This is a genomic window from Pseudomonas sp. NPDC089401 (assembly GCF_044749485.1).
GTDB lineage: Bacteria > Pseudomonadota > Gammaproteobacteria > Pseudomonadales > Pseudomonadaceae > Aquipseudomonas.
On record NZ_JBIVIA010000017.1, the window covers coordinates 39,335 to 54,016 of the forward strand.

Annotated in this window: 14 protein-coding genes; 3 read left to right on the forward strand and 11 right to left on the reverse strand. The window is 63.2% G+C overall.

What is annotated here, in order from left to right; translation table 11 throughout:
- Position 1 precedes the first annotated feature (1 nt).
- From ACIP21_RS26830 to ACIP21_RS26865, 8 genes are read right to left on the reverse strand one after another with little or no spacing between them, the layout of a single operon-like run.
- Positions 2 to 394 carry a helix-turn-helix domain-containing protein gene (locus ACIP21_RS26830; RefSeq protein WP_400694369.1) on the reverse strand — a complete coding sequence of 131 codons (393 nt, stop codon included), beginning with the start codon at positions 392 to 394 and terminating at the stop codon, positions 2 to 4.
- Positions 391 to 1,347, reverse strand: a complete 957-nt coding sequence (locus ACIP21_RS26835) for a hypothetical protein (protein WP_400694370.1) — start codon at positions 1,345 to 1,347, stop codon at positions 391 to 393. The genes ACIP21_RS26830 and ACIP21_RS26835 overlap by 4 nt, the downstream gene beginning before the upstream one ends.
- On the reverse strand, positions 1,340 to 1,903 hold the full coding sequence (locus ACIP21_RS26840; RefSeq protein ID WP_400694372.1) for a hypothetical protein: 564 nt from the start codon (positions 1,901 to 1,903) through the stop codon (positions 1,340 to 1,342). Before ACIP21_RS26840 ends, ACIP21_RS26835 begins: the two co-directional genes overlap by 8 nt.
- Positions 1,896 to 2,150, reverse strand: a complete 255-nt coding sequence (locus tag ACIP21_RS26845) for a hypothetical protein (RefSeq protein ID WP_400694374.1) — start codon at positions 2,148 to 2,150, stop codon at positions 1,896 to 1,898. Before ACIP21_RS26845 ends, ACIP21_RS26840 begins: the two co-directional genes overlap by 8 nt.
- Positions 2,147 to 5,536, reverse strand: coding sequence for a hypothetical protein (locus tag ACIP21_RS26850; protein ID WP_400694375.1), 3,390 nt, complete (start codon positions 5,534 to 5,536; stop codon positions 2,147 to 2,149). Before ACIP21_RS26850 ends, ACIP21_RS26845 begins: the two co-directional genes overlap by 4 nt.
- Positions 5,537 to 5,542: 6 nt before the next feature.
- The gene (locus ACIP21_RS26855; RefSeq protein ID WP_400694377.1) at positions 5,543 to 6,490 is read right to left on the reverse strand and encodes a hypothetical protein; all 948 of its coding nucleotides are present in this window, start codon (positions 6,488 to 6,490) and stop codon (positions 5,543 to 5,545) included.
- A 33-nt stretch (positions 6,491 to 6,523) separates the two neighbouring features.
- Complete coding sequence (locus ACIP21_RS26860) at positions 6,524 to 6,676, reverse strand: hypothetical protein (protein WP_400694379.1); 153 nt, start codon at positions 6,674 to 6,676, stop codon at positions 6,524 to 6,526.
- Positions 6,673 to 7,074: a hypothetical protein gene (locus ACIP21_RS26865; RefSeq protein WP_400694380.1), complete on the reverse strand. Its 402-nt coding sequence runs from the start codon at positions 7,072 to 7,074 to the stop codon at positions 6,673 to 6,675. Before ACIP21_RS26865 ends, ACIP21_RS26860 begins: the two co-directional genes overlap by 4 nt.
- Before the next feature lie 723 nt (positions 7,075 to 7,797).
- Between ACIP21_RS26865 and ACIP21_RS26870 the strand changes: the two genes are divergently transcribed.
- Complete coding sequence (locus ACIP21_RS26870) at positions 7,798 to 8,364, forward strand: recombinase family protein (protein WP_400694382.1); 567 nt, start codon at positions 7,798 to 7,800, stop codon at positions 8,362 to 8,364.
- A 389-nt stretch (positions 8,365 to 8,753) separates the two neighbouring features.
- Here ACIP21_RS26870 and ACIP21_RS26875 read toward each other — a convergent pair whose 3' ends face one another.
- On the reverse strand, positions 8,754 to 10,070 hold the full coding sequence (locus ACIP21_RS26875; protein ID WP_400694384.1) for a tyrosine-type recombinase/integrase: 1,317 nt from the start codon (positions 10,068 to 10,070) through the stop codon (positions 8,754 to 8,756).
- Positions 10,071 to 10,264: 194 nt separating this feature from the next.
- Here ACIP21_RS26875 and ACIP21_RS26880 point away from each other — a divergent pair, with 194 nt between their 5' ends.
- Positions 10,265 to 10,639 carry a RidA family protein gene (locus ACIP21_RS26880; protein WP_400694385.1) on the forward strand — a complete coding sequence of 125 codons (375 nt, stop codon included), beginning with the start codon at positions 10,265 to 10,267 and terminating at the stop codon, positions 10,637 to 10,639.
- A gap of 158 nt (positions 10,640 to 10,797) precedes the next feature.
- Positions 10,798 to 12,900 carry a TonB-dependent receptor family protein gene (locus ACIP21_RS26885; RefSeq protein WP_400694387.1) on the forward strand — a complete coding sequence of 701 codons (2,103 nt, stop codon included), beginning with the start codon at positions 10,798 to 10,800 and terminating at the stop codon, positions 12,898 to 12,900.
- 118 nt (positions 12,901 to 13,018) lie between these two features.
- Here ACIP21_RS26885 and ACIP21_RS26890 read toward each other — a convergent pair whose 3' ends face one another.
- Together ACIP21_RS26890 and ACIP21_RS26895 are read right to left on the reverse strand one after the other, a co-directional pair.
- Positions 13,019 to 13,333, reverse strand: coding sequence for a hypothetical protein (locus tag ACIP21_RS26890; protein ID WP_400694441.1), 315 nt, complete (start codon positions 13,331 to 13,333; stop codon positions 13,019 to 13,021).
- A 2-nt stretch (positions 13,334 to 13,335) separates the two neighbouring features.
- Positions 13,336 to 14,682 carry an acyclic terpene utilization AtuA family protein gene (locus ACIP21_RS26895; RefSeq protein WP_400694389.1) on the reverse strand — a complete coding sequence of 449 codons (1,347 nt, stop codon included), beginning with the start codon at positions 14,680 to 14,682 and terminating at the stop codon, positions 13,336 to 13,338.

The following is a 14,682-nucleotide window of genomic DNA, read 5'->3' on the forward strand; positions in this document are numbered from 1 at the left end:
TCTACTGTGCCAGTGCGGCACATTGTTGGGCGCGCTCTTCGCGCAGTTGCTTGCACCGATGCACCGTGGACCTACTGCAGTGCATCAGCTTGCAAACCGTGTTGAACGACATGCCCTTTTCCAGCAGCGCGATGATCTGTTCGGCGCGCTCCGGTATCGGGTCAGGGGTGGCATGTCGCACGGTCACTGGTTCCTCGGGCACAACACCCAGTAACTCATACGCCAGCTCGCGGGACAGACCCTCCAGCGTCGGTGCGTCGGCCATGGCGAAGAGCGCAGCGCGCATGCCACGCATGATCTGTCGGCGCTTGGGGCGCAGATGCACAGGCGACCGCTCCACCAGCCGCTGTAGGTTGCGCATCAGGTAGTCAACATCCGGCTCGGAGACGTTCATGCCCACGGCACCTGGGTAGAGGACCGTTCCATGTCCTTCCAGAACGAATCAAATTCCTCCGTGGACATGGCGGCCACGGCCTTGACGTTCAGGTTGCCGCGCTGGTCTGGAGCCCTGCCGGATCCTGGGAGCGTCGACAGGCTGGTCGGGGCCTTGGTGCTTGGGGCACGGCGAGTCGGTTGGAAGCCCAGCATCTGTGCCTTTGCGAATACCTGCTCGCAAGGGTTGAGTCCGTTGACACGGCAGTGCTGAACAAAGCCCAGCAGAGCGCCTTTCTGGACCTGCTGTAGCTCGGCCTCGCTGGCCTGCGGGTACATCAAGCGGATCTGCTCCATGGCCGACGCATTCACATGCGCATAGGCTGCGTCATAGTCCGGGTTGCTGGCCCGGAATGCCTCTTCTGCCTGCCCTGCGTAGGCCACTGCGTCGGCTGCTTGTGCCTGGAACTGTGCCTGGAACTGAGCCTGCTGATGCTGCCCCTGCATGTCGGCAAGGCGCTGCTCGAACTGCGCGGTCAGCGCCTTGACGTGGCCTTCCGGGTCATCAGAGAACTCGGGGATGGCGGCTTGCTGTTCGGCCTGTTGCTGCTGGGCAGCCTGCTGTTGCTGCTGAGCCTGGAACTGGGCCAGCTGTGCCTGCAGTTGGCGGGCCTGCTCTTGGGCCTGCTGACGGATACGCCGTTCTTCCTGCAGGGCACCGAGCGGCACAAATTGCTTGCGGCCTTTGTCTTGCGGCTGTTGCTGCTCGACCTGCTCGCCTTCGTCATCGTCGCCCGGTTGTTCTGCCAGGTGTTCGTCACGCTGATCGACGTGCTCGGTGTACGACTCAACTTCATCAGCGATGTGGTTGGGCACAGGTTCGTCGTCACGTGGCTGCGGTGGCAACCCAACGCTATCAGTCAGCTGTGCAGCCAGGCTGTTGGTCAGATCTTCATCCTGTCCGAAGTCACTCATGGCTGTTCACCTCTTTGCGGTTGGCACGTTTGGTAGGCTTGCCGCTGATAGCGGTGGTGCCTGGTTTAGGCTTGGCCGGCGTACGCGGGGTCGTGACGTTGTACCTGTTGGCCAGGTCAGCAGCAGCTTGTGCGGCAGCAGTGCGAGCGGCTTGCTCGCGTAACGCGGCAGCCAGCTCGGCTTCCAGCTCGGCTACCTTGTTGGCCGGGTTGGTCCTGGCCTCGAACGCGGCGATCTCTGCGTCGGTCAGCGGCGTGCGGTTGATCTGGTCACCAGACCAGCCGACTACGGAACCGATGCGAATACGGCGACGCTCAGCGACGCACAGCTTGATAAGGCCGTCGAGAAGCGCGAACTCTGCGCCTTCAGCACTGCGGGCGTGAGTACGGCGCTCCGGTACGCTCTCTGCCCAAGGGCCGAGCGGCACGACTGGCGCTGGAAGCACGACGTCGTAACCGCCGTCAGGGTGTACGACCAGCTTGGCGCGCTGGCGATCGATGTGGTGCAGGTCAGCGCTGGCGCGCAGGTTGTCGAGTTGTCGGATGTCGTCATACATGGCTTGGTCCCTCTTGGCGGGCAGCGACGATTGCGGCGGTGAGTCGGTCAATTTCGGCCTGTTGGGTTGCTGCAACGGCGCGGCCATCCGCCTGGTTCAGCCGGCGCAGCTTGGCGCTGGCGGCTTCGAGTTCCTGGCGAGCCTTCGGCAGTGCGTCGCTGACCATCGCCTGAGCATGTTCCAGGTCATCGATGCGAGCGCGGGCAGCCTGCACAGCAGCGTGCGCCTGGGTGATCTGATCGTTCATTTCCTGCTCCCGGCCTTCGCAGCCGTCTGCTTGCGGTAGAGATCGATGGCGCCCCGACTGCCGTTGCGCAGGTATGGGGTGAACGCCTGTTTAGCGCTGCGACGAGCACCGGACATGACCTTGTCCAGGGCCTCGGTACGCTCGTCATCGTCCATGCTCTGCCACGCCTTGGAGCGCATCAGCGCAGTGGCGTCGGCGTGCATTCGGTTGTTGGCCAGCTCGTTCAGCTCGCTCTGCTGCGCCATGGTCAGCTCGACTTTTTCGCTGCGCTGGTGCGGGGCCGTAGGCTTCAAGGTGAAAGCGCGCTTCATCGCCTGCGGTGCCCAACCAAGGCGCCCAGCCTCTACGCGTACCGGGTCATCGCTCGGCACAGTGGATGGGATAGGGCCGATGCGTCCGATCTGCCGTTGCGGCTCCAGCAGTGCGGCGCCGAATTGGTCACGCTTGATCGGCAGCGATTCACGCAAGCCAGGCAGGCGGTACTTGAGCTGGTCGGTGAAGCTGTCGCGGTCGGTTTCGCGCTGGTACGGGTCCAGGTAGCGGCCGACGTGGGAGAGGATCGTGGCTGGCTGCACAAGTGTGGCAGCGGCGCGGTTGACCCAGCTGCCGCCGTAACGGTCGGGGTCGGTCATCGCTTGCATCACGCCACTCAAACCCTGGAGCCAGGTTTTCGAGGTGAAGTTTCGGCCGATGGCCTTTACCAGTTCAGCGAAACCGAGTTCTTGTTTCTGCGCGCCGCTGGCCACGTCGGCGGCGATCCCCACCAAGGTAGCCATAGGCTCGATACGGCTGTACTGCTGCCACTGTCCGTTGATCTTCATGCTGTAAGGTTGGTTGCCAGCGGCGAGCCAGGCGCGGCGCTCTTCCGGGTCACTCGGGCCGCCACCGGTAAGGTTGCCAGCCGTGAGGCCTACCGCACCGAGGGAGATCAGCAGGGAGCCAATGCCCATCCGTGCCAGTGCTTCTTCCTGGCGAGCGCCACCGGCCTTGAGGTCTGCACGAACTTGCTTGAAGATCGGCGCCGCTGGGCTGTGCTTTGCTGCGTAGGTGATCAGGTTCGCTGGTGTCTTAAGGAACGGAAAAACGAGATTGCCGGACCCGTAGGGCAGCGCGTGGCGCAGACGATTCACGGCCTGGGTGATCTCACCCGCCCGGTTGTTGAAAGTGTGGAACAAGGCCGCGTCTTCACCAGCTTCAATCAGTTCCTTCGAAGGGTCAGCGATGATTTCCTGCACCCGCTTGTGCACAGCTGCGGGACCTTGGCCTTTCATTTCCTGGGCGGCCATGCGGTAGGCACCGGCATACCGGGCCATGCCGTCGTTCAGGTATTTGAAGAACTGATCTTCCGACTGCAGCAGGCGCAGCGGCACCCCCCACACCTTCTGGCCAGGGTAGTCAGTGCGGTACACCTCTGCCTTGTTCTCGTTGCCGAACGCATCTTCGCCTGTCTTCCAAGAACTGACCGCGCCACGGGCACCGTTGACAGCGCCCTCCAGCATGCCGCCCAGCTGGTAGACGGATTCACCGACACGTGTTTCCCCATTCAGACCAACCAGGCGCTTGGCGGCACCGATACCTCCAGCCAGTGCGCGGGTGGGAACCTGCATCAAGCTGGTAGCCAGGTTCGACAGCACGTTGACGAAGTGGGTGTCGGGCGACGACAGGAGCATGGACTTATAGAAGGTCCAGAAACCATCGCTGCCAGCCTGGCGCGCCAGCTTGTTTGCTGCCTCAACGCCACCGATACGGGCCGCATTGGTCAGAGCGTCGGCAATTGCCTTGGCGCCTTGGGCACCGCCGACAGAGTCCAGCATATGGCCGGCCTGTTTCATCGTGGTCACGTCGGCGCGCATGGCGGACATGGCCCGGCCGATCTCGGCGCGGCTGGCCATCACGGCCCTCTGCGTAGTGCGCAGGTCGGTCAGTGCCTGCAGGAAATTGGCCTGCTCGATCTCGGTGGCGTTGCCGCTGCTGACCTTCTGACTCAGGTCCATGGTCTTGAGCGTCTGGTCTTTGAGCATGCGAGTCGCTGCGACCTGTTCTTCGGCATTGAACGCCACGCCTACGCGATGCTTGCGCAGCTTCTCGATGGTGGTCCCAGTGAGCGCAGCAAGTCGGCCGGTTTCTTCCCAGCTGATGGCGCCACGGCGTGCGGCTTCGATGTTCGGCTCGTCGTCGGCGAGCAGGGCCAGACTGCTGTCCATTTGCTGTTGGTCCATGCCCATCGCCTGGAACAGGGGCCGGACATTTGTCGAGCCAGCAAACGGCGTTTTCGGCACAGATGGTGGGGCCGCCTGTGGGGCCGGTGGCGTTGGCGGCGCGGCGGGAGCAGGGGTAGCCATGGCTTCGGCTTCTGGCGCTGCGGCTGGGGCCGCTGGCGGCTGTTCTGCGGGGGTGTTCAGGTTCGGCCGGCTGACCAGATTGGCGCCGCCACCCATCGCGGCACCGAGCACCGCACCTTGGCCGGCCGCGTTGGCTATGCCCTCCATTGCCGGGCGGCCGGTGGCCAGGTTGGTCAGCAGTTGCTGCTGCGCGCTCTGCGATAATTCTTCAAAACTCTCGACACCGGTTCCCGTGAGCGCCCGGTTGACCAGCGACTTGGCCACATCGGTGCCGTTCTGCCCGGCCAGCATCGCGTCCACATCACCAATGCCGAGCGCGCGGCCGATGCGTGCACCAGCAGCGCCAAGCAGACCAGTCATGCCACCCGACAACAGGGCCAGGCCAGTTTGTCCTGCAGTGAGGCCGCCGGTCTGTTGCACAGTTTGTGCAGCTTGCTGGCCAGCCGCGGCCAATCCTTCACCGCCACCTGCACCGAGTGCGCCGGCAATGCCCGGAGCGGCACCGGCCAGCTTGGCGCCAGCTGCGATACCACGACCTGCCACGCCACCGGCCACCATGGACGGAACGCTTTCGATCACCTGGCCAGCGGCGTATGCCGGGTTGCGGAGGACAGCCTCCGCTGTATCGAGGAAGCCTTGTGCGTCCGCCACTTCCTTGCGCTGGGCCAGGGCCTGCGGAGACATTTCGGCATCGAGCGCAGCGCGAGCCTTCTGAGAATCCAGGCCATGCTCTGCAAGCCACGGAGTGACCGCGCCACCCGTGGCGATATCACCCAGACCGGCGATGGAGTCGAACAAGCCGTAGGCACCACGGCCGATGTGGGCACCGGTATCGGTAACCCACTGGCCGGCACTACGGTTGGGGAGGTCAGCCGGCTGCACAGGTTGCGATGGCTCGGCGTCGATGGGATCACCGAACGCCGACAGCGGGTCACCGAACGCGCTTACCTGCGGCTGCGCTGGCGCCGCCTGCGGTTGGCGTACTGCAGGAGCAGGCGCCGCTGGTTCGTCATCGAGGTCGTCACCGAAAGCACTGGTGGCCATTGCACGTTAACCTCGCTTAGTAGCGGTCTTGCCGCTCACTGGATCAACGTAGGGGGCGCCGGCTGGCAAGGCGTCGTAATCTGCTCGGGTCAGCGGGCGTGCGATCTGCGCCTGGCCGGGCACGCGGGTGCCAGCTTTCGGGGCTGGCTTCTTCGCAGCGCCGCCACCGGCTGCAGCCATCGGCAGTACGCCGACCGGGGCCTGCGGTTGCGGGGCGTAGCTCTGGAGACTGCCGGTACCTGGCAGGCTGCTGGCATCTGGCACAGCTTTGTCGCCAGGCTCGGTGCCGTTCAAGATCGCGTCAACCATACCGTCTGCACCGGACTTGGGCTTGGCTTTGCGGCCTGGACTGTATTGGCTGAACGGCTCACCCCAAGGGGCGTAGTCGTTGATGCTCGGGTCGAACTTGTACCGCTGCATCTGGTTGTTGCCGATGGGTTGGTCAATGTAAGGACGCGGTGCGGGGGTGCGTGGCTCGGACGACTGTCCGCCACCTTGATGTGCCTGGCGGGTATCGAACTGGCTTTGCTGTTGTTGCAGCGTGGCGGCGCGGTGAGCCCGCAGGGCGTCGTTGGCGTTGGCGCGCAGCACAGCTTCGGGGTCGAGGCCTTGCGCGGCCAGGGTGCGAGCGAGCGGCCCGAGCTGGGCCTGTACGCTTGGGTCGGCGAACGCGGCCTGCTGGCGCTGCTGGGCTTCCTGTTTGGCCTGGGCGGCCTGCATGGCCATGGCCTGCTGCTGTTGCTGCAGGGCGGTCATCTGCTGGCGGTACTGAGCCAGCTCCTGTGCCCGGCGTTGCTCCTGCAAGAGCACAGCAGCTTGGCTGCCGGCCTGACCCAGCGCTTGCGAGCTGGAGCCCTGACGCCCCTGCGCCATGAGCTGCAGGCCGAGCATCATCCTCGGGTCTTGCATCAGGTTGCCGACGTTCTCGGCGCTTAGCAGGTCGGAAAATGCCACGGTTGTCTACTCCACCAGCACGGCGGCTGGTAATCAATGAATGGTGTCGTTGCCCTGGATGAGGGGCGAGCGCATCAGTGCCTCGGCCAGCGCCATGGTGGCGGCGTGGGCGGCATCAGCTTTGGCCTGCTGTTCAGTGCTGAGCACAGGTGGCAGAGGCATGGCGAGTGCAGTAGAGAAGTTCATGGCTGTTGCTCCTGTTGGGTGAGGGCGACGCGCAGGTCGCGCTGTTCTTGAAAGGTGAGGTCGGCGAGGTCGAGCTGGCGGCGCATGGCAAACGTGCCGTCGGGGTTCTCGGTCAGGTAGAACGGTCCGAACTTCCCGCTGCGAGTACGGGCAGGCTCGGTACGTCTGGCCAGCGCCAGGCGCAAACGGCACTCGGCTTCTGTGAGGTGGGCAGTCTGGTCGTAGGCGAAGGCGGCCAGGTCACTCAACGCGTAGACATGCTGATCGCGTTTGCCGATGCGGGTGATGAAGTGGGAAGGCAGGTCGTCGTGGTGGCACAGCGCGCTGCGAGTGACAGAGCACAGGTCAGCCAACTGCGTGGCGGTGACGGCGGCGGTGACACTGGCTGGCTGGTCCATGGTTGGGAACCTCCCGTTAAGTGCACTCAACTGTATATAAGTTGGTTGTCTATACAATAACTTTCCGACGAACGGCATGATTATTGCATGGCTTGTTTTAGTTGCGTGTCGAAGTTTCCGTGTAGTTGCGTTTGCGAACGGCACAGTGATGTGGGTTTATTTTAATTAATGATTTATGTAAGCGGCTGATTTTGGTAGGTGATTTTAAGTTGCGTTCTCAAGCTGGGATTAATTTGGGTTTGAATTTTTAACTGTTTGGGCACAGGTTTTAGGCGGGCTGAGTGTGGGGTTAGGGCTTGGATTTTTGGTCAGAAATTTAGGAAAAATTTGGAAATTTCACACCTCTAGTTATATGTTCACAACGATGCGCAACCGGAGCATGGCACCCGGGACGGTCGACTTTCTGCCCCTGGAGGACTTTTCCCTGCGCTGCCAGCTAGTCAGCCCCGTCGTCGATGCCGATCTCGCTGAATATGAAGCGTTTCAGCAATATCAATCAACCTTTGTTAATGCAGACCCACAGCTTTTGGGATGACCCCTCTTTTTGGTAGAGGCTGCGCCGAAGACCTGACCCCCTCGATCACTTCAATATAGTCATTAGGGTATTGTCTAATGACCATCTGTCGGATGACCATCTTGTCGCTGGCTCCAGCCTTGCTATTCAGGTCTATATCGACCACCTTGTTAATGTCTTAGACCCTAATGACCAGATCGAGGTGGACCATGGCCAAGGCAAAGCACATTGGATACAAGCGGGTTTCCACTGAGGACCAGAACACCGACCGCCAGCTGGATGGCGTCGCCTTGGACGATGAGTTCGTCGACCACGCCAGTGGCGGCACCACTGATCGCCTGCAGCTGGCACAGATGCTTCGCATGGCCCGATCTGGTGACACGGTGCATGTCCACTCCATTGACCGCCTGGCGCGCTCCCTGATCGACCTGGAGGCGCTGGTCAAAGAGCTGAACAGTAAGGGTGTCGATGTCAAGTTCCACAAGGAGAGCCTTGTCTTCCAGGCTGCCGACAATGGCGACGACGCAGGCATCAATACCCTGATGCTGCAAATGCTGGGCGCCGTCGCACAGTTTGAGCGGACCTTGATACGTGACCGTCAGCGCTTCGGCATCGAGCGCGCCAAGCGAGAAGGTAAGTACAAGGGGCGAGCCAAGAAGGCCGACGACGCCAGGATGGTGGAACTCAAGAACAGCGGCATGACCTACCAGCAGGTGGCCGACAAGATGGGCGTCAGCGTCAGCACAGTGCAGCGGGCACTGAAGGGGCGATCATGAATCTAGGGGTCAGGGATGGCACCAACCTAATAACGAGACTAATAACGAGACTAACAAAGCCTCAAACCCGCACCCTAGAGCGGTCCTTGTTACTTTTATTAGTTTTATTACCCAAATTGACCTACCCGGCTCCTGGCGCCGCCACCAGCACAGCGTTATTACGCTTATGCGATTTTCAGTGTACACCTGCACTCTCTCTCTCTCTCTCTCTCTCTCTCTCTAGTAGAAAACCTAATAAAACTAATAAAAGTAACAATCGACCGCTCTGTGCCGGGCCTCCGAGCCTTATTACCTGTGCTCAGCAACCTAATAAAACAGACCCGAAACCTAATAAAATTCAGCTGTGCAGCCGCGCCAAAGACCCAAGATCCTCGACAAACCACGCCCCTCTATAATCCGACAAGCGCAGATTCAGCCTCAGACCTGGACACCCCGTTACTTGCCTCCCAGCACAGATTCTCGATGAAGTCGGCCCACTTCTGCATGGCCACTCGGCGCTGGGGCAGCAGCTGCGTGCGGGCGTATGCTTCCTTTAGCGGCCCCGGCTGGCGATGCCCAAGGCTCAGCTCTAAGACTATCGGGTCCAGCTCGAGCACTTCGTGCCCAATGCTGCGCAGTGTGCTCCGAAAACCATGTGCAGTCAGTTCGTCTTCGCTGTACCCGAGGGCGCGGATGGCGAGCAGCAGTGTGGTCGGACTGAGGTGCACCGAGGGGCTACGGTCGGACGCGAACACCCACCCACCCTGCTCCGGCTGTCGCTGCACCCTACCCCCAAGCCCGAACGGCGTGGGCACAGTTGCAGCCATGCCGCGGCGCTCTTTGATAAGGCTCAGCTGACCAATGACCTGACTGGCCAAAGGCACGATTAGCCGGCGTCCCGTCTTCGTTGGTGTAAAGCTCCACTGTGCTTGCTCGAAGTCGATGTCTTCCCACCTCATGCCGCACAGCTCGGACGGTCGCACAGCAAGTAACGGCAGGAGCCAAAGCGCCCACGTCGCAGGCTTATCAGGCGGAGCCATATCCATGACCCGACCGAAGTATTCGCGCAGCTCGTCGGTGGTCTGCAGGCCCGGATGGTGGCGAGTCTTGCGCGCATTGACCAGAGTCTTGCCCCGCCCAACTGCGACGTTGTCGTCGACCGCACCCAGGTCCACGGCGAAATCCAGTATCTGCTTGATGGTCACCCGCGCGTGGGCTACAGCGGTGGGACGGGAGCCGAGATCAACCAGCAACCGACTGATGTGGCGCCAGGTGATCTCGTGCACAGGCTTTGCGCCAAGAGCTGGCAACAGGTGCAGGTCGAGCGTGGTCCGGTAGTTCAGCAAGGTTTTCTTGGCCAAGTCGCCCCGCCCTGCCAACCACTGCTTGGCCACCCGCTCGAATGTCCACCCCTCACGCTCCAACTGCGCTTCCGCTGCTGCCTTCTTGGCTTTCAACGGATCGACACCCTCAGCTATCTGTGCGCGAGCCTCCTCAGCAAGAGCACAAGCTTTCGCGAAGCTGATGCCTGGCCACGCGCCGATCGTGAATGTGTTTTCCACGCCTCGTATGCGGTACTTCAAGCACCACGTCTTGGAGGTGGGAGTGACCTTCACAAACAGACCAGGCACAGCGCCTGTGCTGTACTTGCCCGGAGCGACCAGCTTTGCGACAGCGGCATCACTGCCGGCCCGCTCTTTTTGAGGGACTGGGGTATCTTGGTTCAAGGTGGTGGTATCCGCACTGCCATGGGGGTATGAGCCAGGGGTAGCTTACCACCACATTCGGCCCATTTACAGGGTATGAGTTTGGGGGTATATTGCACTTACAGCAAGCGCTAACCCAGTAATATCAAGGCCTGCGCAGATGGATGCTGAAAGTAAGGCGAACCTCAATCCTTCCGTTGCAAGGCAAAAGGCCCATGGCAAACATCATCTACACCCCGGATTCCGACGCCGAGTCGATCTCCTCCGACGTCGCCGAGTTCAACGGCATCCTGGTCACCACCCAGATTCCCACCGACGCCGACGGCAACCTGGTGCTGGGCGATATCGTGCAGCAGAGCGAAAGCACGCTGCAGGCCCTGAAAGTCGCCCTGGAAAAGGCCGGCAGCGGCATGGACAAGGTCATGCACCTGACCATCTACCTCACCGACATGGCCGACCGCGCCGCGTTCAACGAGGTCTACCAGCGCTTCTTCAGCAAACCGTGGCCGGTCCGTGCGGCGGTGGGTGTGGCGGCATTGGCCTACCCTGAGATGCGCGTGGAAGTCACCGCCATGGCCGCCAAGGCCTGATCCGAACTTTTCAGCAATCTGCTGATTCGCTTGTGGGAGCGGGTTTACCCGCGAATGCGTCATACCAGCCATCGACGCTGGGCCTGCCGACGCCTTCGCGGGTAAACCCGCTCCCACAGGGTTCGGCTTGATTGACCGCTCATCAAGCAGGAAGCTGCATGTATTACCCCCCTTTTCGCCGCAAGGCCCTGATCGCCCTGCTGCCCAGCCTGGGTTTGTACCCGCTCGCCCAGGCCGAACCGGCCACCACCTTCAACCTGCTGGAACCAGTGGTGGTCACCGGCACCTACGCGCCGAACCCGAGCTTCGACCTGCCCTACTCCATCGACACCGTGAGCCGCGAGCAGATCGCCGACGGCCAACTCGGCGTGAACCTGTCCGAAGCGCTCAACCGTGTGCCCGGCCTGGTGGTGCAGAACCGCCAGAACTACGCCCAGGACCTGCAGATTTCCTCGCGCGGCTATGGCGCCCGCTCGGCCTTCGGCATCCGCGGGATCAAGCTGATCAGTGACGGCATCCCGGCCAGCACCCCCGATGGCCAGGGCCAGGCCGCCTCGCTGAACCTCGACGTGGCCGACCGCATCGAAGTCCTGCGCGGCCCGGCCTCGGCCATCTACGGCAGCAATGCCGGTGGCGTGATCCAGATGTTTTCCCGCGACGGGTCCGGCCCGCCCAAGGTCGGTGCCGAAACCACCTTCGGCAGCGATGGCTTCAACAAGAACCACGTCTACAGCGAAGGCGGCAATGAAAAGGCCGGTTTCCTGATCGACGCCTCGCGGCTGGACACCGACGGCTACCGCGACCACAGCGCCGCGCGCCGTGACCAGACCTTCGCCAAGGTGCACGTCAAGCCTGACGAGGACAGCCGCCTGGCGCTGATCTTCAGCACCCTGGAGCAGAACGGCACCGAAGACCCCCTGGGCCAGACCTGGGATGCCTACAAGCATGACCCACGCTCGGTGTCGTCGCGCGCCGAACAGTACGACACGCGCAAGAGCATCCACCACCAGCAGCTGGGCATGAACTACGAGCGTTATTTCGGCGACGCCACCTTGCAGTTCAACCTGTATGCCGGCAAACGCAGCGTCATCCAGTACCTGTCGATTCCCAAGGGCACCGCGCCGAACAACCGCGGCGGCGGCGTGGTCGACTTCGACCGCGAGTTCCACGGCGGCACCCTGCGCTGGATCCAGCCGATCAGCGCCGCCCCCGGCAACCTGACCCTGACCTTCGGCGCCGACTACGACCGCAGCCGCGACGACCGCCGCGGCTACCAGAACTTCAGCGGCGACACCCTGGGCGTCAAGGGCGAGCTGCGCCGTGACGAAAAGGACACCGCCACCAGCCTCGACCCCTATGTGCAGGCGCACTGGGAGCTGGACCGCTGGACCCTCGACGCCGGCCTGCGCCACAGCAGCATGGAGATGGAGGTCGACGACCACTACCTGGCCAACGGCGATGCCAGCGGCTCGAAGAAGTACCAGCGCACCACCCCGACCCTGTCGGTGATGTACGCCTTCACCCCCGACCTGCATGGCTATATCAGCGCCGGCAAGGCCTTCGAGACCCCGACCCAGGCCGAAATGGCCTATGCGCCGGGCGCACTGGAAGGGTTCAACTTCGGCCTGGAGCCGGCCACCAGCACCCAGTACGAACTGGGCCTGAAAATGCGCCCGGATGAGCGCACGCGGATCAATGCGGCGGTCTTCGAGATCCGCACCAAGGACGAGATCGTGGTCGCCGCCTCCACCGATGGCCGTACCAGCTATCGCAATGCCGGCAAGACCCTGCGGCGCGGCTTCGAACTGAGCGTGCAGCGTGAGCTGAACGAACAGTGGCAGGCCAACCTGGCCTATACCTTGCTCGATGCCACCTATGACGAGGCGTTTACCCAGGGCAGCAACACCATCGACAAGGGCAACCAGTTGCCCGGCGTGCCGCGCAGCAGCCTGTTCGGCGAACTGGTGTGGAAGCCGCGTGACGGCATCAGCATGGGGATCGAGGGGCAGTATCGGAGCCAGGTGTATGTCGAGGACACCAACGACCAGCATGCGGCGCCGAGCTATGCGGTGTTCAACTGGCGGACCCGGTTCGAACAGCATGTGGGGCCGTGGACATTCCATCAGCTGGTGCGCCTGGACAACCTGCTGGATCGGCAGTACGTGGGGTCGGTGATTGTCGGGGATGGCAATGGCCGGTATTACGAGGCGGCGCCGGGGCGATCCTGGTATGCCGGTGCTGGGCTGGAGTACCAGTTCTGACCGTTTGGGCCGCCTCGCGGCCCTTCGCGGGCAAGCCCGCTCCCACAGGTCATGCGCAGACCTGTGGGAGCGGGCTTGCCCGCGAAGGGCTGCGAAGCAGCCCCGGCATTCTTGATGCCTAACGCTGCACTTCCATTTTCAACAATGCCGCCCCCAGGCACTTGCCATGGGCATCCAGGGCCAACGACCGCGTCACCCCTCCCCGCAACAACCCCGGCAACACGAAATTCAACGCATGCAACTGCGGCATCTCATACCGCCGCACCGGCCCCGCATTGGCATCACGCAGATGCGCAAACCAGGCCTCGACCTTCTCCGCCGTCACCTCCCGCAGCAACAGCGGATAATCCTCGGCCTTGAACGCAATCAGCGAAATGTTCGAGGTATCGCCCTTGTCCCCGGTACGGGTATGGGCGAGTTCATGCAGTAACACAGTCATGGGCATACCTCCAGGTGGACACAGGGCATGGCGAGCTCGCGCGGCAGGTTAAGGCTGGCCACTGCCAGCACCTCACGCACCTGTCGGGTGGCACCGCCACCGCCTGCCGGGCCGTTGGTGTACAGCGTCTCGACTTCGTTGGCCAGGGCTTGCGCCATGGCACGGCTGGCGCAGCGCCCGGCCACCCGCAGGCGCACCTCCCAAGGCTCGCCCGGCTGGCCGAAGCGGCTGCCGTGCAGCGAATCGACGCCCAGCAGCTCGCAACGCAGCTCCTCGACCGCGACACCGGTCAGCGCCAGGCGTTGCTCCACCACCTGCCCGGCCAGGCGCGCGCGGGCCACGGCGTTGGGGCCGCCATAGGAAATCTGCCCCTCGCCGATCCAGCCGTCGCGGTAACCCACCGTCACTTTCAATTGATCGGGACGCTGCGTACCACTGGCTCCGCTGGCCGCGACCCGGTCGGGCGCCTGCTGGTCGAAACGCACGGCAGAGAAGTCGGCCACCACATCCGGTGTCAGGTAGCAGCGCGGGTCATGCACTTCGTAAAGCAGCTGCTCGGTGCAGGTCGCCACATCGACGCGCCCGCCGCTGCCGGCAACCTTGGTGATCAGTGCGTGGCCGTCGGCATCGATCTCGGCCAGGGGGAAGCCCAGCCGCGCCAGGTCGGGCACGTCCTTCACCCCCGGGTCGGCGAAGTAGCCGCCGCTGACCTGTCCGGCGCATTCCAGCAGATGCCCGGTCAAGGTGCCACGGCCGCGCCGCAGCCAATCATCCGCCGCCCAGCCGAACGCGTGCAGTTGCGGAGCCAGAAACAACGACGGGTCGGCGACGCGGCCGGTGAGCACCACGTCGGCATCCTGACCCAGTGCTTCGACGATGCCCTCGACGCCAAGGTAGGCATTGGCCGACACCAGGCGCTCGCCCAGGTCAGCCACGCGCTGCCCATTGTCGAGGGGCCATTCGGGGTGCTGGCGCAGCACTGCCAGCACATCATCGCCCTCCACCGCCGCCACCTTGAGCCCGTGCAGGCCCAGCTCGGCGGCGATCGCCAGCACCTGGCGCACCGCGCCACGGGGGTTGGCCGCGCCCATGTTGCTGATGATGCGCAGGCGCCGTCCAGGTTGACGCACATAAGGCAGCACGGCGCGCATGCGTGTGGCCAGCAACGGGTCGAACCCGGCCTCGGGGTCCGCCAGGCGGGCCTGCTGGGCCAGGGCGATGGTGCGCTCGGCCAGGCATTCGAAGATCAGGTAGTCGAGCTGGCCGTCGCGGGCCAGCTCCACGGCAGGTTCCAGGCGGTCGCCGGAATAGCCGGCGCCGGCACCGATACGCAAGGTTTTCAT